The organism is Collinsella aerofaciens (assembly GCF_025289055.1).
Classification (GTDB): Bacteria; Actinomycetota; Coriobacteriia; order Coriobacteriales; family Coriobacteriaceae; genus Collinsella.
In genome coordinates this window covers 32,783-53,671 of record NZ_JAESIQ010000020.1, presented here as the reverse complement: position 1 = coordinate 53,671, position 20,889 = coordinate 32,783, and the positions used below count along the sequence as shown (strand labels likewise).

Genomic DNA, 20,889 nt, shown 5'->3' with positions numbered 1-20,889 from the left:
GACACGCATAAAAAGCCTCCCATTTCTCATGTCCAAGAAATGGGAGGCAGTTCATGGCGCGCTCGGGGTTTTCCCAGTTGTACTCGAGCAGACCCGTGTAGCTCATGTCGTCGAGCATCTTCTCGATCTGGGTCTCGGGCATGCCGGTGAGCTTGGCCATCTCGGGCAGCGTATAGGGACGGCGCATCTTCATCTTGCAGAGCACTTCGGCCTGCTCGTCGGTCGCGGCCTCGGCAAACGACCAGTACTCGTAGCCCAACAGCTCGTCGCGATGCAGCAGACGGTTGGTGCAGTGCTCGCACAGCTTGACGATGGCCTCGCGCGGATGCTCCGGCAGCGGCGGCACGAACTCCGAACCGATGTCGGGCTCGGTGTAGCTAATCCCCGGTCCGTTGAGAATCATGGTTGTCCCTTCTCTTGCCACAGCCCGACGAGGCCGCAGCGCCCCTCTTTTTTTTGCAGGCCGGGCATGCCCCATGCCGTTCACCCGCCATTGTTGACATTGTGTCAAAAATAGTATTGACGAACCGTCAACAATATTCAAGACTGTTAGGCGAACGGTCAGGCAAAAGAGGATGAAAGGCGGCAAAACATGGGCAACAACACAGCAGGTACCTCTGTGGTCGATGCCGTCCCCGCATCCGATAGCGCGGCAAAGCGCCTGACGGGCGACGAACGCCGTCGCGAGATCCTCGATGCCGTGCGCACCGTAAGCTCCGAGCTGGGCGTGTCCCACCTATCGGTATCGGCCGTGACCAAGCGAGCCGGCTGCACGCGTTCATTGTTCTACCATTACTTCGCCGACATGGACGCCGCCGTCACCTCTGTTATGGACGAGGCGATCGACGGCTTTATCTCCGAACTCGAGCGGTGGAACGCCGACCGCACCGTCGGTGATATCGAGGGCGCACTCGACACCGTCGCCCCGCTCTTTAAGCGCCTGGTCGCCAGCGGCCATGAGCTGCCGAGCACGCTCACCTCGAGCAGCGGCGCGCTCTATGGCGGCTTTCTGCACAACGTGGTTCAGCGCGTGGCGCAATACATTTGCGACACCACCGTGGTGGATTTTGTCGCCCATCATGAGCTACGCATCGACCATGTCTACGAGACGTTCTACACCCTCATCATGGGGCTATTGATGTATATCCGCACGCACCCCGATGTGCCCGACGAGACGGTCAAGGAAATCATCGCCTCAACACTCCACATCGAGGGCTATACCGCCAAGTATCCGGAGCGCAAGCCCCAGAACTGACGACATTTGGCCAAACTGCCCGCGATCGGAAGAGGGGCCGCGGGCGTGTGAAAGGAGAGCAGCATGCTGTTCGATGTTTGGGGTAGCGATACCCTTATCCACTGGGCCGGCTGGGCCATGGTCTTTATTGGCCTCATCGTGCTCAACGAGGTCGGCCGCCGCACTAAGCTGGGCGCGGCCATCATCTTTGGCGTGGCTCCGCTGGCCATGACCATCTACTGCGTCGCCATCGCCATCGGCGTTTCGCAGGGTGCCGAGTGGGCGCTCACCAACCCCACCCATGTGTACCAGAACAGCTGGTTCCACTACGCCAAGGTATACGCTGCGCTGGCCGGTTGCTGGGGCTTCATTGCCATTAAGTACCAGTGGGGAAAGATCGGCAAGGCGCATTGGTTCCGTGCGTGGCCGTTTGTGATCGTCGCCATCAACATCATGATCGCCGTCGTGTCCGACTTCGAGAGCGCCTACCACTTCTTTGTCCTGGGCGAGTCCACCTGGGTCACCTCCGAAGGTGCTACGCAGCTGGCCGGCTGGAACAACGTGTTCAACGGCATCGCCGGTATCATCAACATCTTCTGCATGACCGGTTGGTGGAGCGTCTACGCCTCCGAGGATCAAACCGACATGCTGTGGCCCGACATGACCTGGGTCTACATCATCGCCTACGATATCTGGAACTTCTGCTACACCTACAACTGCCTGCCCACCCACTCCTGGTTCTGCGGCTTTGCGCTGCTGCTGGCGCCCACCGTCGCCGCCTTTATCTGGAACAAGGGCGGCTGGATCCAGAACCGTGCCTTCACGCTGGCCATTTGGTGCATGTTTGCCCAGGTGTTCCCGTACTTCCAGGAGGAGTCCATCTTTGTGACCCACTCCACGCTCGACCCCGGCGCCGCCACCGCGGTCTCGGTCGCCGCACTGGTCGCCAACGTCGCCGCGATCATCTACATCGCCTACCGCGCCAAGAAGCTCGGCCGCAATCCCTACAAGCAGGATGTCTTTGAGGGCACCAGCGATTGGGAGAAGGCTACTGCTCGCCGCGCCAGGGTTGATTACGCGCACGCCGAGTAACATACCCGGTGCAAACGCCGCTTGAACGTGAAGCCGCCTGGCCGACTCCGCGCAATGCAACGTATTGCATGCCCCCGGAAAGCGATTCGTCCGCTTTCCGGGGGCCTTTTGCTGCCGCGAGGATGCGGCCGAACGATGCGCTCGAGTTAAATCGGATCTTATATTTCGCACGCGCTTTATATGGCTCCATTTTTGGGTACAGTGTTGTCCCGATATTGAGCTTGGGGGATATATGAAAGATGAGACGATGGGCCAAGAGGATGCGGCCCAAGATGCAGAAGCGTGTGCCGAGGCCCTGGAGAGCCTAGACCAGATCGCGCTGACCGAGATTGCGTTTGACGATTCGAGCGTTGATGTGCGGGATGAGCCGGAAATCGAGGCGCAGCCCGATGATCAGGATGCAAAAGACGATGGCGCCGCGCCCACCGAAGACGAGGCGGGGCACGAGGAATCCGAATGCGAGGCCGACGACCAGCCCGAATCCGACACGAGCGAGGAAACCATCTTGCTCGGCAGCTTGCCGGCCGAAGATTCGCTGACCCGCGAGCTTCCCGGCCTGGGCTCCGCTCCTGCCGTGGACGAGACCATCGCCATGGGCGATATTCCCCTACCGTCCGTTCCTTCGGCACGCGAGGCCGAGGTTCGTCATCGCAAGATGTCGCCCAAGCGCCGCAACCTGATGGTTGCCGGCGTTGTGGCCGTCGCGCTCGTCGCCGGCGGCGCAGGCTATGCTGCCTGGAACGGATATCAGCAAGAGCAGGCTGCCACTGTCGCCGCCAATGCCCACACGATGATGTCAGTGCAGATTGGCGTGCATGCCACGGGCCTCGACTGTTCCACTGGCTCAAAGATCCCCGTGCAGGTGAGTGGCCAGGACTCCGACGGCTCTTCTGTGAGCGAAACGCTCTATGTTGACGAGCACGGCCGCGGCATCAAACTACTGCCCGGCGATTACACGCTCTCCATCGCTGCCTCCCCCATCGCGGCCGACGGCACCATCTATACCGTCCCGACCACCAAGACGCAGGTCACCGTTAAGAGCGATGGACAGGATTTAAGTGCCCAGGCCACCTTTAAGCTCAAGGTGCCTTCGGCCGACACGGTGACTGACGACCAGATCGATGCCGCCGCCAAGTATGCCGAGGAGGGCGGTGCGAGCTCCGCCGCGGCTGCCAAAGTGCTCCAGCAGGCAGCAACCGCGCGGCGCGACGCCGCCGTCAATGCCGTGAGCGCGCAAAAGGCACAGGCGTCCCGTGATGCTGACGCTCGCCACAAGGCAACCGACCTCTACCAGCTCGATATTCCCGTCGAGTGGTACGGCAAGGTCGCAACTTGGCAAAACGGAAGCACGCTATGCATCTATCTGGGCGACGACGCCAATACGCCGCTCGTGACGCTCGTCGCGGTGCGCGAGGGCGAGAGCTTTACGCCCGATGAAGGCGATACGGTTTTGGGTGCGGCCAATCTAGGCAACGGTTATACCGTCTACGCCAGCGGCCCCGTCTATCCGTACGTGGTGCCCCAGACCATCAACGGACGGACGCAGAACCCCGTGTCAACTTACCCCATGGACACGGCCATTGAGCTTGTCGAGCTTACGACCGGCAACCGCTATACGTATAGCCAGATCAAGAACGACCTGGTGGGTAAAGACGGCAAGGCCGACGCCGCGACCAAACTCGAGACCGACTACCTCGCCCAGATTCTCCTGCCGAGTATCAAAGCCCAGGACTAGCCGGCCCGAAGACAGCCGCCCAACGCAGTTGCGGTGAAATAGGGATTGTTTTTGCCGGTCAAACCGCAAAACAGTCCCTATTTCACCGCAACTTTTTGGTGGCCTTTTTGGTGGCACTCAGCGCCAGGGGTCGGCTTCGAACATTGGCTCGCGCTCGGGGCGGCGATCGCTGTAGGGATCGTAGCCGTCGTCGTCCTCGTTCTCGGCACGGATGTAGGGGTCGCGCGGCTTGGGTGCCGGCTTAGGCACAGGCTTGGGTGCGGCGGGTGCGGCATCGGTCGCCGGCGCACTTGTCTTAATCTCGTCTTTCATCTGCATAGCTCCTTGCATCGCATCCGTTCAACATTATCGATTGTCGCACGAAAAAGGGCGGCGGACCCAATCGGATCCGCCGCCCTTGGCGTTCGGCTCAAAAGGCAGATTTTAAGGCATGGCCCAAAACCTACTCGGCGTCGGGGACCTCGTAGGTGGCCGCCGGCGTGTTGTCGCACACGACGGTAAAGCCGCCGTCCTTGTCGACATCGACCGTCACCTGATCGCCCTCACGCACCGTGCCATCGATGATAGCGGCGGCGATGGCATCCACGACCTCGCGCTGAACCAGACGCTTGAGCGGACGGGCGCCAAAGACCGGGTCCAAGCCGCCCACGGCGAGCATCTGCTTGGCCGCCGGGGTGATGGCAAGCGTCATGCGCTCCTTGGCCAGACGCGCGCGGACGTCGGCGAGCTGGATGTCGACGATCTTCTCGATCTGCGCCATGCCGAGCGGATGGAACACCACGATATCGTCGATACGGTTGAGAAACTCGGGGCGGAAGGTCTGAGCCATGGCCGCGTCGACCTGATGGCGCATCTCCTCCTCGTCCTTGCCGGAAAGCTCAGCGATAGCCTTGGAGCCCACGTTAGACGTCATGATGATGATCGTGTTCTTGAAGGACACCTGGCGACCCTGGCCATCGGTCAGGCGGCCGTCGTCGAGCACCTGCAGCAGCACGTTAAAGACATCCGGATGAGCCTTCTCCATCTCGTCGAGCAAGATCACGGAGTACGGACGACGGCGCACGGCCTCGGTGAGCTGGCCGCCCTCGTCGTAGCCCACGTATCCCGGGGGCGCACCGATCAGACGCTGGACGCTGAACTTCTCCATGTACTCGGACATGTCGATACGCACGAGCGCACGCTCGTCATCGAACAGGCACTCGGCCAGCGCCTTGGCGAGCTCGGTCTTGCCCACGCCGGTGGGGCCCAGGAAGAAGAAGCTGCCGATGGGCTTGTCCGGATCGGAGAGGCCCGCACGGCTGCGACGCACGGCCGCGGCGACAGCGGAGACCGCCTCGTCCTGGCCGATGACGCGCTTGTGCAGCTCGCCCTCCAAGCCCTTCAGCTTGTCGAGCTCGCCCTGCATCATCTTGGACACGGGCACGCCGGTCCAGGCACTCACGACCTCGGCGATCTCATCAGAGGTCACCTGTTCGTTGAGGCCCTCGCCGTCCTGCTGCTTTTGTGCCTCGAGCGCAGCCTCGGAATCCTGAATCTGCTGCTGCAGACCCGGAATCACGGAGTAGCGCAGCTCGGACGCACGGCCCAAATCGCCGTTGCGCGTCGCGCGCTCCTCTTCGCTCTTGGCCTCGTCGAGCTGTCCCTTGAGCTCCTGCACGTGGTCGATGGCGTTCTTTTGGTTGAGCCAGCCGGCCTTTTGCACGTTGAGTTTTTCCTGGACCTCGGCGATTTCCTGGCGCAGGGCTTCCAGGCGCTCCTTGGAGGCGTCGTCGGTCTCCTTCATGAGCGCCTGCTCCTCGATCTGCAGCTGGGTGAGCTGACGCGTGGTGGCGTCGATCTCGACCGGCATGCTGTCGAGTTCCATGCGCAGGCGGCTTGCCGCCTCATCGACCAAATCGATGGCCTTGTCGGGCAGGAAGCGGTCGGCGATGTAGCGATCGGAGAGGTCGGCAGCTGCCACGAGCGCGCTATCGGTGATATGCACACCGTGGAAGATCTCGTACTTCTCCTTCAGACCACGCAGGATCGAAATGGTGTCCTCGACGGTAGGCTCGCTCACCATAACGGTCTGGAAACGACGGGCGAGCGCCGCGTCCTTCTCGATGTACTTGCGGTATTCGTCGAGCGTGGTCGCGCCGATCGCGTGCAGGTCGCCACGGGCGAGCGCCGGCTTGAGGATGTTGCCGGCGTCCATGGAGCCCTCGGTGGCACCCGCGCCCACGATGGTGTGGAGCTCATCGATGAACAGGATGACCTTGCCCTCGGACTTTTGCACTTCCTTGAGCACGGCCTTCAAGCGGTCCTCGAACTCGCCGCGGTACTTGGCGCCGGCGACCAGCGCGCTCATGTCGAGCTCGATAAGGTCGCGGTCGCGCAGGGTGCTCGGCACGTCGCCGGCCACGATACGCTGGGCGATGCCCTCGACGATGGCCGTCTTGCCGACGCCCGGCTCACCGATGAGCACGGGGTTGTTCTTGGTGCGACGGGACAGGACCTGGATGGTGCGGCGAATCTCATCGGTACGGCCGATGACCGGGTCGAGCTTGCCGGCGCGGGCCAGATCGCAGATGTTGCGACCGTACTGCTCCAGTGCCTCAAACTGAGTCTTGTCCTCGGCAGACGTCACGCGGTCATCGCCACGCAGCTCCTCGTAGACTTGCTCGATGCGCTCCTTGGTGACGCCGGCGTCGCGCAGCACGCGGCCCGCCTCGCCCTTGTCCTCGGCAAGCGCCATCAGCAGATGCTCAGTCACCACAAAGCTGTCGCCCATCTTGGTGGCCTTCTTCTCGGCCTTTTCGATGACGCGGACGAGCTCGTTGGACAGGCCCATCTGCTGGCCCTCGCCCGAAACCTTGGGCGCGTGGTCGATGGCATCCTGTGTGGAGCGTGCGAGCTGAGCCGGGTCGGCACCGATGCGCTCGATGATCACGGAGATATTGCGCTCGCCGGCACCGAGCAGGGCAGACAGCAGATGAATCGGCTCCACCGCGCCGGCCTGCGCATCGGCAGCCGTGCTCATGGCGGTCTGCAGCGCCTCGCGCGACGTCATTGCTAGCTTATCGATTCTCATGGAATCACCTCTCTTGGGGTGGCCGCCCTACGGGGCGGCTTCACGTTGTTCGAGAAGTATTGTTGCCAGCTTTGTACGATCTTATACACAAATCTAAGTCTCTATATATAAGATTTTCTGAGTGATTAAGAGATAGGGGCAGGCACGCTCACCCACTGCGGCCTCGTCCCCTAACTATCTCGATCTGTAACATCTATCGACCGTTTCCGGCTCCAGATGTTATAGATCGAGACGAATTGTTCAGCGGCGCCCGTTTGTCTCAATCTGTAACATCTAGTCGGCAAATAGGGCTCTATCTGTTACAAATCGAGACGAACGAAGACACCTGAGTCGAAAATCTAAATCTGTAACACCAGGCCCACTTTTAGCGGCCAAGATGTTACAAGTCGAGACAAACCAAGGACCACCACAAAGGCGCCTGTCCCCTTTGTGGTGGTCCAGAGAAGAATCAGCCCCGATTAAAAGAGGAGGCATCAAGCCCAGTCTACGTTTGGCGATCCCAAGACCCAACGAGAACGCAGCGATGGAATCGAGAACCGACAATAGCCCGTTCGCACAGATAGAGGCGGAGATTCAAGGTCAGAGTCCGGCTTAAACGGCTTAGCTATCGCACGTCACAACGTTCTCGTTGTCCTCCCTATCGTATTTATAGTGCTTACTGTGATAATAGTGAGTTTAGTGAGAATAGTATCGCTCAAGACTCGTGGACTCAATTATTGACCTCTCGCCCAGAATGAGTGGGACAAATATTCCTATTAGAGGTCAAATCGAAGCCCAATAGGGCATTTTCGCCCCGTCATTTCGACCGATCGCTTTCTTTTGAATATTGTCGTAAGCTGGTATCACTTATCTTTATGAATGCATACTGTTTGCGAGGTACCCGCCGTGAAACGCTCCACCTATATCGGCCTGCTCGTCTTAGCGTTTGCAATTACCGCAGTCGGCGTGGGCATTATCTATCTCGCATTTCTCCCTGCCTCGGCAACGCAGGCGGCGGTTGAAACCGTAAGCTACCCCATCGAAATCCTCACCGATATCATCAAACCCGATTCAATCACCGTCGATTTCGACGGTACGCCCGCAGCGCTTGGGGTCAGTAACTATCCCCGAATCGAACTTGGAGCCACGCGCTATACCCAAGATGAGCAGCTTATCGGCAAGGCAACCAGTTTACTCAAAGGCAAGACGTTTAAGCGATGGTACGGCGCCGCAATATATCGAGCCAAGAATGGCCAAATGGTTGGCGGGTATTATTCGACCCTTGAGCTCGATGCGGCAAACGGGAGCAGATTGTGCAACGTCTCATACGACCCCGGCTACGTGGACAATGAAGGACCGGGGGTCTATATCTCGGATGGCGACGTAATCTACGTCATGGAGGGCGACCAGACGGCAGTCGTCGATTTTATGGATCGGTGTACCGAAGATGCCTACGAACAAACTTGCGAGCCCGATCCGCAGACAGCGCGCAACAGTGGCTCGTCACGCACTTGGCTATTTGACGATGAAATAACCTGGACCCCATCGAAATAAGGTCCCGCCGGGCAGGCAACTTTGTGGTGGTCCCGGTCAATTATTAGCGCCCCTCAAGACCCAACGAGAACGTCGCGGTAGCCCCGGCCACACCTTTCCCTCGGGCGACCCTCGCGAAGCGCGTGAGCACGAGGGAAAGGTGTGGCCCCGGGCGGACAATTAAGTGCGTTACTCGGCAGCGGCCTTAAACTTGTTGTAGTTGATCAGGCAGCCGGCCTTGACGATGGCACGCTCCTCTGCCGTCATATCGGCAATGTAGAGCTCAATCTGCTCGACCGTGCCGTCGGCGCGCACCACGTAGGCGGCGATGTCCTTTAGGTCGCCATCGAGCGCGTCGCGTATACCCGGCACAAAGACGTAGTCGCCCACCTCAAAGTTGGGCTCGGCCTCCATCTGGAAGGGCACCATGCCCCAATTCATCACGTTGGAGCGATAGCGCTTAGTGGCGTACTCGTGGACGATGTTGGCCAGACCGCCAATCACGCGCTGGCAGCTCGCGGCCTGCTCGCGGGCAGAACCGTCACCGGGCTTTTTGGCATAGAGCATGGAGCCGTACTCGGTCGCCTTGGCGTCTGCCGCGACGCCCGCACCGGCCAGCGCCTCAAACACGCTGGCAAGCTCGGCATCGATTGCCGCCAGGTCGCCTGCGGCCTCACCGGCCACGCGGCGCTTCTCCACGGCGTCGACCTCCTTGGAACGACCCACGTAGGCCGGATCGCGACGGCTGAGCGTAAACTCGGCCAGACCCAGCGGGTTGGAGCGGAAGGAACTCGTCTCGCCCGAAGGAATAAGCTCGTCGGTCGTGGTGACCGGGTCCATGATCTTGGAGCACACCTTAAGCAGGATGTCGTCGCCGAGGGGCTCCATCGCGGGCCACGGCTTGATGTTGGGACCCTCGACCAGCTCGTCGGCAGGCTCCGCCTTGCCAAAGCCCCAGTACACGCGCTTCTTGTACGGCGCATCGTCAAAGGTGTACTCGCAGGCCTCGTCCCAAGTCTCCTCGGGCAGGTCGGTCGCCGGCGTCAGGATGCCGCCGTTGGCAGCCGTCGCCGCAATGGAGCGGGCGTCCATCAGGGCCACGGCGCTCAGCTGGCCATTACCCGGCTTGGAACCCTCGCGGTTGGGGAAGTTGCGCGTGGTGTGGCGGATCGAAAGGCCGTTGTTGGCGGGCGTGTCGCCGGCACCGAAGCACGGGCCGCAGAACGCCGTGCGCACGATCGCACCGGCCTCCATAAGGTCGTAGATGTAGCCACGGCGCGTGAGCTCGAGCGCCACGGGCTGGCTTGTGGGATAGACCGACAGCGAAAACTCGCCGCAGCCGGTGTTGGCGCCCTTGAGCACGCGGGCAGCCTGGACCACGGAGTCGTAGTTGCCGCCCGAGCAGCCGGCGATAACGCCCTGCTGCACGTGCAGCTTGCCGTCGACGATCTTGTCGAGCAGGCTAAAGTGTGTCTTGCCCTCGCCGATCTTGGCGGCCTCGAGCTCCACCTCGTGCAGGATGTCCTCGAGGTTCTCGTTGAGCTCGTCGATCTCAAAGCCATTGGAAGGATGGAACGGCAGCGCGATCATGGGCTTAATGCTCGACAGGTCGACCTCGACGCAACCGTCGTAGTAGGCAACATCGGCGGGCTTGAGCTCGCGGTAGTCGTCGCCGCGGCCGTGCATGGTCAAAAACGCGTGTGTGTCCTCGTCAGTTGCCCAAATGGAGGAAAGGCAGGTGGTCTCGGTAGTCATGACGTCGACGCCGTTGCGGTAGTCGGTCGTCATACTCGCGATGCCGGGGCCCACAAACTCCATGACCTTGTTCTTGACGTAGCCCTTGGCAAAGACGGCGCGGATGATGGCGAGCGCCACATCGTGCGGACCGACGCCGGGGCGTGGGGCGCCCGTGAGGTAGATGGCGACGACGCCGGGATAGGCAACGTCGTAGGTGTCGCGCAGCAGCTGTTTGGCCAACTCGCCGCCGCCCTCGCCCACGGCCATGGTGCCCAGGGCGCCGTAGCGGGTGTGCGAGTCGGAACCCAAGATCATCTTGCCGCAACCGGCGAAGTTCTCACGCATAAAGGAGTGGATGACGGCGATGTGCGGCGGGACGAAAATGCCGCCGTACTTCTTGGCCGCGGAAAGGCCAAAGACGTGGTCGTCCTCGTTGATGGTGCCGCCCACGGCGCACAGCGAGTTATGGCAGTTGGTGAGCACGTAAGGCAGCGGGAACTGCTCCATGCCCGAGGCGCGCGCCGTCTGGATGATGCCGACAAAGGTGATGTCATGGCTCGCCATGGCATCGAAGCGAATCTTGAGCGCCTCGGGGTCGCCGGACGTGTTGTGTGCCTGGAGGATCGAATACGCGATGGTGCCACGCTTGGCATCCTCGGGCGTCTGCGTAATACCGCGCTCGGCGGCCTCGGCCGCAGGCACAACCTCGCTGCCGCCGCGCAGGTAGATGCCGTCCTCGTACAGCTTGACCATACTGTCTCCCACTCTGCCCAAAAGATTTGGGCGCATAGCATACATTCGTTCAATATCGTGCCACAGAACGGTTGCGAGTGGGTTACGAATCTACACGTTCACTTTATCTCAGTAAAGTAAAGGACGAGCACCTTGCATCACTCTTCTGACAAGGAGTGTCCCAAAGTGCCGGCACAAAAGGAACGTCCCCAAGTGCCAAACTACCCTACTCCGGCAACGCCGCAGGTAGAGGACGGACAGCGAGCGACGTCCAGAGCGAACAAGTTGGCATGAAAAAGGCGAGGCATTGACCTTCTGGTCATGCCTCGCCTTTTGAATGACAAATTGTCGCTCTGGACGTCGCGCAGCGTCGAGCCGTTACGCCGTTCGGCAGAACGGCGTAACCTAGAGATCCCCTCCGGCGCCCAAAAGCTTGCGCATGACTTGCTCGGGGTTAACTGAGCCGTCGCGCGGGGCCAGGGCGGTGATCTTCTTCTGCATCTTGTACTCGTGCAGCTCGTCCTCGAGCTGGCGCACGCGGGCGCGGAGCTTTTCGTTCTCGCGCTCGCGCTCCTCGGCACGCTCCTTCATATCGAGGATGCGCACCACGCCGGCAAGGTTGATGCCCTCGTCGGTCAGCTGGTTGATGAGCTCCAGGCGCTCGATATCGGCATGCGAATACAGGCGCGTGTTGCCGCCCGAGCGCTGGGGGTTCACCAGGCCCTTGGATTCGTAGACGCGCAGAGTCTGCGGATGCATGCCGGTCAGCTCGGCCGCCACGCTGATCATGTACAGCGGTTTGTTCCTATTGTCCTCGGCCATGCTACCTGACCCCTTTCCGTCTCGTTATCGTCCATCATAAGCCCGCGGGCGCGGGTGTGCGCCACGACCGCCCTAGTACGTCGCCTTGTAACGGTTGACCTTCTCGCGATAATCGCGCGTGTCGGCCTCGCGCAGCTTGGTCATAGCATCGCGCTCGTCATCGGACAGGTTCGTGGGGACCTGTACCTTGATTTCGACGAGCAGCGCGCCTGTGCGGCCACGGTGCTTAACGTCGGGCGCACCCATCTCCTTAAAGCGGAACTTCTTGCCCGTCTGGGTGCCAGCGGGCACCTTCAGACGAACCGTCGCCCCGCCGGGCGTCGGCACGTCCACCGTGCAGCCGAGCGCCGCCTCGTAGACCGAGATCGGCACCTCCATGGTCACATCGGCACCCTTGCGCTTAAACAGCGGGTGCTCCTCCACATGCGTGGTCACGACCAGGTCGCCGCGCTCGCCGCCGGCAACGCCATACTCGCCGCGACGCTTGTAGCGTAGCTTGCCGCCGTCGACCGCGCCCGCGGGCACCGAGACCGTAATGGTCTGCTGCTCGCCTGTCGAGGGAATGCGATAGGTGACCTTGTGCGTCACGCCGCGAAACGCGTCCTCGGCCGTCACATCGACGGTCAGCGACAGGTCGCCGCCCTTGCGAGCACGGCTGCGACCCGCGCCGGCACCGGCAGCGCCCGCAGCCCCGGCAAAGCCCGAGCCCCAATCGCTGCCCCAGGCGCCGTTGCCGCTAAAGATGCTGTCGAAGATGTCGCCCCAGCCGCTGGCACCCGCGCCGGCACCGTAGCCGCCGCCATACGCGCCGCCCGCGCCCGGCATGCCGCCAAACATGAGCATCTGGTCGTACTCTTTGCGCTTCTTCTCGTCCGAAAGCGTCTCGTAGGCCTCGCTGATCTCCTTGAACTTGGCCTCGTCGCCGCCGGCATCGGGGTGATATTTTTGCGCGAGCTTGCGAAACGCGCTCTTGATCTCTTTGTCGGAGGCGCTCTTGGATACGCCCAGGATGTCATAGAAGGTTTTGCCTGCAGCCATCGTAGCTCCTCTCCTGTTTCATCCGCCGCCCAGCGGGCGGCGGCTCATGCTTTCATATGGCACTAGGCCAGAAAGGGCCCCGGGTGTTGCCCCGGGGCCCTTCTCAATTACTCCTCGGTGCTCTCGGCCGTATCGGCCGCAGCATCCTCGGGCGCCGCTCCGGGCTCCGGTGCGGGGCGTTTCTCGCCGCCGTAGGTCACCGTCACCATCGCGGAACGCAGGATGCGATCCGCCATGCGGTAGCCCTTCTGGTACACGTCGTTGACGGTCTCATCGTACTGCGACGCGTCCTCGACGCGACCCACAGCCTGGTGCTCGAGCGGATCGAACGCCTCGCCCTTGGGGTCGATGGGCTCAACGCCCTCATGCGCAAACACGTCGAGCAGCTTGGCATGTACCGCGTCAACGCCATCGACGAACTGCTTAAAGTCGTCGGAAAGCTCTTGGCTGCGGGCATGGTCGATTGCGCGCTCGATATCGTCGATCACCGGCAACAGCGCGGTGACGAGCTTCTCGGTCGCGCGCTCGCGCTCGGCGATGCGCTCGTTGGCGGTGCGGCGACGGAAGTTCTCCCAGTCGGCCTGCAGACGGGCGGTGCGCTCGGTGGCGTCCTTTGCCTTGTCCTCGGCGGCCTTCTGAGCCTCTGCCGCAGCATCGAGCTCATTGCGCACGTCGGCAAGCTCTTTCTGAGCCTGCTCGAACTTGAGCTTAAAGTCGTTGTCGGCGGCTTCCTCACCGGCGCGGATAGCAGCTTCCACCATCTCGTCCTCGGTCATCGTCGCCTCCTTGTTGGAATCCTCTACCTGGTTCTCGGCAGCCTCGGCGGCCTCGGCCTCGTTGGCCTCGGTATCGTCTGCGGCCTCTACGGGAATCTTCACGTCCTTCTCCTCAGAGTCAACGGGGGCGGCGCCAGCGGCAGCCGCCTCCGTGCGAGCTTTACGAGCGGACATGATTACTTGTCCTCGTCGTCCACAACCTCGTAGTCGGCGTCGACGACGTCATCGTCGGCAGGCTGGGCGCCGGCGGCACCGTCGGTCTGCTGCTGAGCGTCGGCGTAGACAACCTGAGCCAGCTCGTAGGCCACAGACTGCAGGGACTCGCCGGCGGCCTTGATGGCCTCGACGTCAGAGCCCTCGAGCGCCTTCTTGGCGTCGGCGATAGCGGCCTCGGCCTTGGACTTCACGTCGGCGGAAACCTTGTCGCCCAGCTCGTTGAGGGTCTGCTCGGTGGAGTAGCACAGGCTGTCGGTCTGGTTGCGGACCTCGACCTCTTCCTTCTGCTTCTTGTCCTCCTCGGCATGAGCCTCGGCGTCCTTGACCATGCGATCGACTTCGTCGTCGGAAAGCGCGGTGGAGCCGGAGATGGTGATCTGCTGCTCCTTGCCGGTGCCCTTGTCCTTAGCGGAGACCTTGACGATGCCGTTGGCGTCGATGTCGAAGGTAACCTCGATCTGCGGCACGCCGCGGCGGGCAGCCGGGATGCCGGTCAGCTGGAACTTACCGAGCGACTTGTTGTCGCGGGCAAGCTCGCGCTCGCCCTGGAGCACGTTGATCTCGACGCTGGTCTGGTTGTCGGCAGCGGTGGAGTAGACCTCGGTCTTGGAGGTCGGGATCGTGGTGTTGCGGTCAATCATCTTGGTCATGATGCCGCCCATGGTCTCGACGCCCAGCGACAGCGGGGTAACGTCGAGCAGCAGGATGCCCTCGACGTCGCCGGTGAGCACGCCGCCCTGAACGGCAGCGCCGTCGGCAACGACCTCGTCGGGGTTCACGGACATGTTGGGCTGCTTGCCGGTCATGGTCTTGACGAGCTCCTGGACAGCGGGCATACGGGTGGAGCCGCCGACGAGGATGACCTCGGTCAGATCGGAGAGCTTAAGCTTGGCGTCGCGCAGGGCGTTGGTGACAGGCTGCTTGCAGCGCTCGAGCAGGTCGCGGGTGATCTTCTCGAACTCGGCGCGGGTCAGCGTGTAGTTGAGGTGCAGCGGGCCGGACTGGTTCATGGTAATGAACGGCAGGTTGATGGTGGTCTGCTGGGCGGCGGAGAGCTCCTTCTTGGCGTTCTCGGCGGCCTCCTTCAGACGCTGCAGGGCCATGGGGTCCTGACGCAGGTCGACACCGTTCTCCTGCTGGAACTTATCGGCCATCCAATCGATGACGCGCTGATCCCAGTCGTCGCCGCCCAGGTGGTTGTCGCCCGAGGTGGACAGAACCTCAAACACGCCGTCGGCGAGGTCGAGGATGGAGACGTCAAAGGTGCCGCCACCCAGGTCGAAGACCAGGATGCGCTGGTCGGTGCCCTGCTTGTCCAGGCCATAGGCCAGAGCAGCAGCGGTCGGCTCGTTGACGATACGCTTGACGTTGAGGCCGGCGATCTTACCGGCGTCTTTGGTGGCCTGACGCTGGGCGTCGTTGAAGTAGGCCGGGACGGTGATGACGGCGTCGGTGACGGTCTCGCCCAGATACTTCTCGGCGTCGGCCTTCATCTTTGCGAGCGTCATGGCGCTCACCTGCTCGGCGGTGTAATCCTTGCCCTCGATGTCGACGACGGCACGGCCACCCTGACCCTCCTTGACCTCATACGGCACGGTCTTGATCTCGGAGGTGCACTCGGAGTACTTGCGGCCCATGAAGCGCTTGATGGAGAACACGGTGTTCTTGGGGTTGGTGACAGCCTGGTTCTTAGCGGCCTTACCCACGACGCGGTCGCCGTCGGCACGGAAGCCCACGACGGACGGGGTGGTGCGGTCGCCCTCGGCGTTCACGATAATGGTCGGAGAACCGCCCTCGAGAACGGCCATTGCGGAGTTAGTAGTACCAAGGTCGATACCAAGAATCTTGCCCATTAGAAATTCCCTCTCTCTTGTGCGTTTGCACCGACTCGGCGGTCTGCCGCGCGGTGTTTCGGCTTGTCTTTCAGGATGTAGTGTATCCCCTTATGGGCCGGAATATACAAAATCTAAGTCAATTCATATAAGATTTCTTATTGCCAAGAGTTTAGGTTCTTAAATGCGCAGGTAGATGCGCTGTTTGAGTTCTAGGCAAATCTATCGAGATCTATGTAGAGATGGCTGAGGCTTGGGTCCGAGGGTGCCTGGGGCTGCCTTGCGGAAAGCTCGTCCCGTTTTGAGCGTGGATTCCGGGCCGCGGTTTCCGTCTGAAGGCTCAACCGGAAACCGCATCCCGTTTTGAGAGCTGATACCGGGTCGCAGTTTCCGCTAGCGGGCCCAACCGGAAACTGCGACCCGGTTTTCGACCAAATAACGGGATGCCCTTTCCGCAGGCGCGCTCAATAGCTCAATATTTCAAGTCACCTTTAGCTAACATTTGCGCAGCTCAACGGCCCCACCTGCGCATTTTTTAGTAAACCTTGGCATACTCGGCGAACGGTATGAAGATGCCGGTCAGAGGGTATTGCAAACGGTCGCTCCCGTGGTATGTTTTTGCCCGAATCAAACCGGCGCGCATCGCCTGTAGCGTCGGTCAACAGAGAGGAAACTACCATGGCTCATCCCGTAATTGATGCCGACGAGTGCATCGCTTGTGGCGTTTGCGTCGACTCCTGCCCCGCTGGCGTTCTGGAGCTCCAGGACGTCGCTACCGTCGCTGACGAGGACTCCTGCGTCGCCTGTGGCGCTTGCCAGGACGCTTGCCCCGCTGGCGCGATCACCGAGATCGTCGAGGAGTAACAACTCCCCCACTTGCACACTCAAAAGTACACCGTGCACAAAAAAGGAGGCCTCCGCATCGCCGCGGAGGCCTCCTTTTGCATTCGTCGTTACTAGGACAGATCGTCTTCGTAGGGCATTAGGTCCGCCAAGTAGCCTTTCTCCTTGAGCATCGCCTCGATCTCGTCGAGGGTTTGCTCGTCCTCCGCCGCGATGCGATGGAAGTGATAGCCGCTCGTCACCGTTAGTAGCGGGAAACTCTTGCCGCTCTCGATATCGTGCAGGTAGCGCTCAACATCGCGACGATTGCGGATGTCCAGGTCGGCCGTGATCTTGCCGTACACACGATGGTTGACGATCACGTTAAGCACGGCGCCACCCGCGTCGACGATACTCGTAAGTTCGTCGCCCGCCTGCTCCACGCTGTGGCGCACCTTAACAAGACGCGTGGGCACGGCGGGGCTGCTGGGGGCCTCCTGCAGCACATAACCACGGTTGGTCGCCACGATATCGTGCCCATCGGCACGCAGCAGGGCGATGTCCTGCACCACGACCTGGCGGCTCACACCCACCTCGCGGGCAAGTGCGCTGCCGGAGACGGGGCCCTTGGCTCGCTCGAGCACGCCCATGATGGCACGGCGACGCTCGCGGGCGTCCATTATTTACCGTCCAGCAGACGCAGGTGCTTAAGCGAGAGGTCGAGAATCGGCGCAGAGTGCGTCAACGCCCCCGAGCTAATGTAGTCGACGCCCAGATCAGCCAGGGAGCGAATATTGTCGGCGTCCACGTTGCCCGAGCACTCGGTCTTGGCGCGACCGGCGATAAGCTCTATGGCGGCGGCCATGTCGTCATGGGTCATGTTGTCGAACATGATGATATCGGCGCCGGCCTCCACGGCCTCGCGTACCATGTCCAGGTTCTCGCACTCAATCTCGACCGTCGCGGTAAACGATGCATGGGCGCGCGCCATCTCGATCGCACGCGTCACGCCACCGGCGGCATCGATGTGGTTGTCCTTGAGCATGACGGCCGTCGACAGGTTGTAACGGTGGTTGCTGCCGCCGCCGATCTCGACCGCGGCCTTCTCGAAGACGCGCATGCCCGGCGTGGTCTTGCGCGTGTCGACGAGCACGGTCTTGGTTCCCTCGAGCGCCGCGGCCATGCTGTGCGTGTAGGTAGCGATGCCGCTCATGCGCTGCAGGTAGTTGAGCGCCACGCGCTCGCCCGAAAGCAACACGCGCGCATCGCCGCGCACCTGACCCACATGGTCGCCGGCGTGCACCTCGTCGCCATCGGCAACGTCGAGCAGCACCGAGCTCTGCGAATCCAGCAGCTCAAAGGTGCGGGCGAACACATCCAGGCCCGCGATGATGCCATCGGCCTTGGCGATAAGCTCCACCGTGGCGGGACGCGCCGTGGGGCACACGCTCGCCGTGCTCACGTCCTCAAACGTAATGTCCTCGCGCAGAGCCTGCAGAATCAGATCATCGACGACGAGCTTCATGGTAATGGGATTCATGGTCTACTCCTCCACGGCCTGCGTGCCGGCGGCACGGGCCAAATCATCGATTGCCAGGGTGTCGGCACTCAGGGCGCGATGACGGCCATCGAGCGCGGGATCGCCTGCCTGCTCCACGGCCAGTGACTCGCCGGTACGCATATACCACGCGGCGCGACGACCCCAGACCAGCGCCTCGAGCAGGCTGTTGGAAGCCAGGCGATTCTTGCCGTGAACGCCGTTGCAGGCCGTCTCGCCGGCGGCGTAGAGCTCGGGCATCGAGGTGCGGCCGTCCTTGTCGACCCACACGCCGCCCATAAAGTAGTGCTGCGTGGGCGTAACGGGGATGGGCTCGTCCAAGATGTCGCGGCCGTCCTCCAGGCAGCGCGCGCGGATATTGGCAAAGTGCCCGGTCACCACGTCGCGCTCGACGGGGGCAAAGCTCAGCCACTCGTGCTCGGTGCCGTCCTGCTTCATCTGCTCGCGAATAGCGGCGGCGACCACATCGCGCGGCTGAAGCTCGTCGGTAAAGCGCTCGCCGGCGGCGTTGAGCAAAATCGCGCCCTCGCCGCGGCAGCTCTCGCTGATCAGGAACGTGCGACCCGGCTGCGGCGAGAACAGACCCGTGGGATGGATCTGCACGTAGTCCAGGTGCTCCATCTTAATGCCATGCTCCTGAGCGATGTAGCAGGCATCGCCCGTGAGCTGCGGGTAGTTGGTCGAATGGTCGTATACGCCGCCGATACCGCCCGTCGCCCACAGCGTGTGGCGGGCATGGATCTTAAACGGCTCGCCGACATGCACGCCCTCGGCGGCGTTTGCCAGCTCGTCGGCGGGACGAACCGAGTTGTCCTCGTCCACGGGAACGGCGACGACGCCGGTGCACACCGTGGCGCCGTCACGCTCGCCCGTCAGGATGTCGGTCATGGCCACGTGCTCCAAAATCTGCACGTTATCCAGCTTGCGAACGGCCTGGAGCAGCTTAGTCGTGATCTCCTTGCCCGTAATGTCGGCATGGAAGGCAATGCGCGGACGGCTGTGCGCGCCCTCGCGGGTAAAGTCGAGGCTGCCGTCGGCCTTGCGCTCAAAATCCACGCCCATCGCTAGCAGGTCGTTGATGACCGAGCGGCTCGAGCGGATCATGATGTCGACGCTCTCGCGGCGGTTCTCGTAGTGGCCGGCGTGCATGGTGTCCTCAAAGAAGGCATCGTAGTCCGAGCCTTCGGGCAGCACGCAAATGCCGCCCTGCGCGAGCATCGAATCGCACTCGTCGACCGCGCCCTTGGAGAGCATAATCACGCGCGTGCTCGTCGGCAGATTGAGGGCCGCATACAGGCCCGCCACGCCGCAGCCGGCAACGACGACGTCGCACTCCATGTCGGGGTATTGTTTGGTTTCCACAGGAATCCTCTCCCTTGTAATGTGGCATAAGGGGCCGTCCCTCATGCCACATTGTTCTAGCGTGCTGCGTACTCGAGCATACGGTCGAGCGTGAGCTTGGCCTGGTCGGCAGCCTCGTCCGACACGCCAATCTGCACCTCGCCCTCGCCCGTCTCCAGGCAGCGCACGAGCTTTTCGAGCGTGATGAGGTCCATGTTGACGCAGGTGGGCTGCACCGCGGGGAAATAGAACTTCTTGCCGGTGCCCTGGCAGCGGCGCTCGAGCTCGTAGAGCACGCCGCGGACCGTCACGATAATGAACTCGCTCGCGTCGGACTCCTCGGCATACTTGATGATGCCGGCGGTGGAGCCGATGTAGTCGGCCTCGGCCAGAACGTCGGCCTTGCACTCAGGATGCGCCAGCACGAGCGCGTCGGGGTGGGCCTCCGTCGCGTCGACGATCTGCTCGACGGTGATGATGTGATGGCGTGGGCAGTAGCCGTTGTTGAGGATGACGTGCTTTTGCGGCACCTGCTCGGCTACGAAGCGTCCCAGGTTTTGGTCGGGAATGAACAGGATATGCTGCTGCGGCAGCTCGGACACGATCTTAACGGCGTTGGAACTGGTGACGCACACGTCGCTCCAGCTCTTGATCTCGACCGTGGAGTTGACGTAGCACACCACGGCCAGGTCGTCACCGTACTCGGCGCGCGCCGCGTCAACCGTCTCGCGCTTGACCATGTGCGCCATGGGACAGTCTGCGCCCGGCTCGGGCAGCAGCACGGTCTTAGTGGGATTGAGCAGCTTGGCGCTCTCGCCCATAAACTCCACGCCGCACAACACGATGGTCTGCTGCGGCAGGCTCTTGGCGAGCTTTGCCAGGTAGAAGCTATCGCCGACGTAATCGGCAACGGCTTGGACCTCGGGCGCCACGTAATAGTGCGCCAGGATCACCGCGTCACGTTGGGTTTTTAGTTGCTGAATGGCCTCGACGAGCTCTGCGGGCACCAGTGCCGCACGCTCCGTTGCCGTCGTTGCCGATGCCAAGCCGGCCGCGATATCGCGTGCAAGCTCCGACGCATCCATGTTCGCGCTCTGTGCCATCAAGGCCCCTCTCTTTTGGCGAATCTTGGGGCTTTAGTATGACACCTAGGTTTACAGCTGACAAGACAGCTGTAAACCTAGGTGTAAAGTTGAAATAAAGATTCAATCATGTGGCAGGTCCATATTCGAACTGGCAAGCTGAGGATAGCTGAGCTCTCGATGGCGCAGGAGGCATCTTTCGCCACCGCAATACCGCTTGGCGCGAGTTGCACGCCGTGGGGCGCAAACGGTCCGCACCCCCGCAAGCGGCGCGTACCCGATGTGGCAAA

At 61.8% G+C, this 20,889-nt stretch carries 16 protein-coding genes and 1 pseudogene; 5 read left to right on the top strand and 12 right to left on the bottom strand.

Annotated features, from left to right (window positions below; genetic code table 11):
• Positions 1 to 403 (bottom strand): annotated as a pseudogene (locus JMJ97_RS07165) (FAD-dependent oxidoreductase); the annotation flags it as partial.
• A 189-nt stretch (positions 404 to 592) separates the two neighbouring features.
• Between JMJ97_RS07165 and JMJ97_RS07160 the strand changes: the two are divergent.
• The 3 genes from JMJ97_RS07160 (at position 593) to JMJ97_RS07150 (ending at position 4,061) form a co-directional block, all read left to right on the top strand.
• On the top strand, positions 593 to 1,255 hold the full coding sequence (locus JMJ97_RS07160) for a TetR/AcrR family transcriptional regulator (protein WP_260699702.1): 663 nt from the start codon (positions 593 to 595) through the stop codon (positions 1,253 to 1,255).
• 63 nt (positions 1,256 to 1,318) lie between these two features.
• Entirely contained in the window at positions 1,319 to 2,326 is a 1,008-nt protein-coding gene (locus JMJ97_RS07155) for a DUF5692 family protein (protein WP_260699701.1), read from the top strand.
• A gap of 232 nt (positions 2,327 to 2,558) precedes the next feature.
• Positions 2,559 to 4,061, top strand: coding sequence for a hypothetical protein (locus JMJ97_RS07150; RefSeq protein WP_260699700.1), 1,503 nt, complete (start codon positions 2,559 to 2,561; stop codon positions 4,059 to 4,061).
• Between the two features lie 117 nt (positions 4,062 to 4,178).
• On the opposite strand, the gene JMJ97_RS07145 is transcribed toward JMJ97_RS07150, so the two are convergent.
• A complete protein-coding gene (locus JMJ97_RS07145) occupies positions 4,179 to 4,373 on the bottom strand; it encodes a hypothetical protein (protein WP_226812464.1) in 195 nt (64 codons plus the stop codon).
• A 130-nt stretch (positions 4,374 to 4,503) separates the two neighbouring features.
• Positions 4,504 to 7,131, bottom strand: coding sequence for an ATP-dependent chaperone ClpB (gene clpB, locus JMJ97_RS07140; protein ID WP_138375308.1), 2,628 nt, complete (start codon positions 7,129 to 7,131; stop codon positions 4,504 to 4,506).
• An 885-nt stretch (positions 7,132 to 8,016) separates the two neighbouring features.
• Here clpB and JMJ97_RS07135 point away from each other — a divergent pair.
• Entirely contained in the window at positions 8,017 to 8,664 is a 648-nt protein-coding gene (locus tag JMJ97_RS07135; protein WP_260699699.1) for a hypothetical protein, read from the top strand.
• A 168-nt stretch (positions 8,665 to 8,832) separates the two neighbouring features.
• On the opposite strand, the gene JMJ97_RS07130 is transcribed toward JMJ97_RS07135, so the two are convergent.
• The 5 genes from JMJ97_RS07130 to dnaK form a co-directional block, all read right to left on the bottom strand.
• On the bottom strand, positions 8,833 to 11,133 hold the full coding sequence (locus JMJ97_RS07130; protein ID WP_260699698.1) for a hydratase: 2,301 nt from the start codon (positions 11,131 to 11,133) through the stop codon (positions 8,833 to 8,835).
• Between the two features lie 384 nt (positions 11,134 to 11,517).
• Positions 11,518 to 11,934, bottom strand: a complete 417-nt coding sequence (locus JMJ97_RS07125; RefSeq protein ID WP_260699697.1) for a heat shock protein transcriptional repressor HspR — start codon at positions 11,932 to 11,934, stop codon at positions 11,518 to 11,520.
• 72 nt (positions 11,935 to 12,006) lie between these two features.
• Positions 12,007 to 12,972 (bottom strand): DnaJ C-terminal domain-containing protein, encoded by a 966-nt coding sequence (locus tag JMJ97_RS07120; RefSeq protein ID WP_035136622.1) that lies wholly within the window; start codon positions 12,970 to 12,972, stop codon positions 12,007 to 12,009.
• Between the two features lie 107 nt (positions 12,973 to 13,079).
• Positions 13,080 to 13,922, bottom strand: coding sequence for a nucleotide exchange factor GrpE (locus tag JMJ97_RS07115; protein ID WP_260699696.1), 843 nt, complete (start codon positions 13,920 to 13,922; stop codon positions 13,080 to 13,082).
• A 2-nt stretch (positions 13,923 to 13,924) separates the two neighbouring features.
• On the bottom strand, positions 13,925 to 15,817 hold the full coding sequence (dnaK, locus tag JMJ97_RS07110; RefSeq protein WP_006235214.1) for a molecular chaperone DnaK: 1,893 nt from the start codon (positions 15,815 to 15,817) through the stop codon (positions 13,925 to 13,927).
• Between the two features lie 591 nt (positions 15,818 to 16,408).
• Between dnaK and JMJ97_RS07105 the strand changes: the two genes are divergently transcribed.
• Positions 16,409 to 16,660: an indolepyruvate ferredoxin oxidoreductase subunit alpha gene (locus JMJ97_RS07105; RefSeq protein WP_158564522.1), complete on the top strand. Its 252-nt coding sequence runs from the start codon at positions 16,409 to 16,411 to the stop codon at positions 16,658 to 16,660.
• Between the two features lie 92 nt (positions 16,661 to 16,752).
• Here JMJ97_RS07105 and JMJ97_RS07100 read toward each other — a convergent pair whose 3' ends face one another.
• From JMJ97_RS07100 to nadA, 4 genes are read right to left on the bottom strand one after another with little or no spacing between them, the layout of a single operon-like run.
• A complete protein-coding gene (locus JMJ97_RS07100) occupies positions 16,753 to 17,298 on the bottom strand; it encodes a transcription repressor NadR (RefSeq protein WP_260699694.1) in 546 nt (181 codons plus the stop codon).
• Positions 17,298 to 18,158, bottom strand: a complete 861-nt coding sequence (gene nadC, locus JMJ97_RS07095; protein ID WP_260699693.1) for a carboxylating nicotinate-nucleotide diphosphorylase — start codon at positions 18,156 to 18,158, stop codon at positions 17,298 to 17,300. The genes JMJ97_RS07100 and nadC overlap by 1 nt, the downstream gene beginning before the upstream one ends.
• A gap of 3 nt (positions 18,159 to 18,161) precedes the next feature.
• Positions 18,162 to 19,538: an L-aspartate oxidase gene (locus tag JMJ97_RS07090; RefSeq protein ID WP_260699692.1), complete on the bottom strand. Its 1,377-nt coding sequence runs from the start codon at positions 19,536 to 19,538 to the stop codon at positions 18,162 to 18,164.
• Positions 19,539 to 19,594: 56 nt separating this feature from the next.
• Entirely contained in the window at positions 19,595 to 20,620 is a 1,026-nt protein-coding gene (nadA, locus tag JMJ97_RS07085) for a quinolinate synthase NadA (protein ID WP_117583639.1), read from the bottom strand.
• Between the last annotated feature and the right edge of the window lie 269 nt (positions 20,621 to 20,889).

Coding starts and splice junctions, on each gene's coding strand:
- JMJ97_RS07155 (WP_260699701.1), top strand. CDS start 1,319: ATGCTGTTCGATGTTTGGGGTAGCGATACCCTTATCCACTGGGCCGGC.
- clpB (WP_138375308.1), bottom strand. CDS start 7,131: ATGAGAATCGATAAGCTAGCAATGACGTCGCGCGAGGCGCTGCAGACC.
- dnaK (WP_006235214.1), bottom strand. CDS start 15,817: ATGGGCAAGATTCTTGGTATCGACCTTGGTACTACTAACTCCGCAATG.
- JMJ97_RS07125 (WP_260699697.1), bottom strand. CDS start 11,934: ATGGCCGAGGACAATAGGAACAAACCGCTGTACATGATCAGCGTGGCG.
- JMJ97_RS07115 (WP_260699696.1), bottom strand. CDS start 13,922: ATGTCCGCTCGTAAAGCTCGCACGGAGGCGGCTGCCGCTGGCGCCGCC.
- JMJ97_RS07120 (WP_035136622.1), bottom strand. CDS start 12,972: ATGGCTGCAGGCAAAACCTTCTATGACATCCTGGGCGTATCCAAGAGC.
- nadA (WP_117583639.1), bottom strand. CDS start 20,620: ATGGCACAGAGCGCGAACATGGATGCGTCGGAGCTTGCACGCGATATC.
- JMJ97_RS07150 (WP_260699700.1), top strand. CDS start 2,559: ATGAAAGATGAGACGATGGGCCAAGAGGATGCGGCCCAAGATGCAGAA.
- JMJ97_RS07130 (WP_260699698.1), bottom strand. CDS start 11,133: ATGGTCAAGCTGTACGAGGACGGCATCTACCTGCGCGGCGGCAGCGAG.
- JMJ97_RS07100 (WP_260699694.1), bottom strand. CDS start 17,298: ATGGACGCCCGCGAGCGTCGCCGTGCCATCATGGGCGTGCTCGAGCGA.
- JMJ97_RS07145 (WP_226812464.1), bottom strand. CDS start 4,373: ATGAAAGACGAGATTAAGACAAGTGCGCCGGCGACCGATGCCGCACCC.
- JMJ97_RS07160 (WP_260699702.1), top strand. CDS start 593: ATGGGCAACAACACAGCAGGTACCTCTGTGGTCGATGCCGTCCCCGCA.
- JMJ97_RS07105 (WP_158564522.1), top strand. CDS start 16,409: ATGTTTTTGCCCGAATCAAACCGGCGCGCATCGCCTGTAGCGTCGGTC.
- nadC (WP_260699693.1), bottom strand. CDS start 18,158: ATGAATCCCATTACCATGAAGCTCGTCGTCGATGATCTGATTCTGCAG.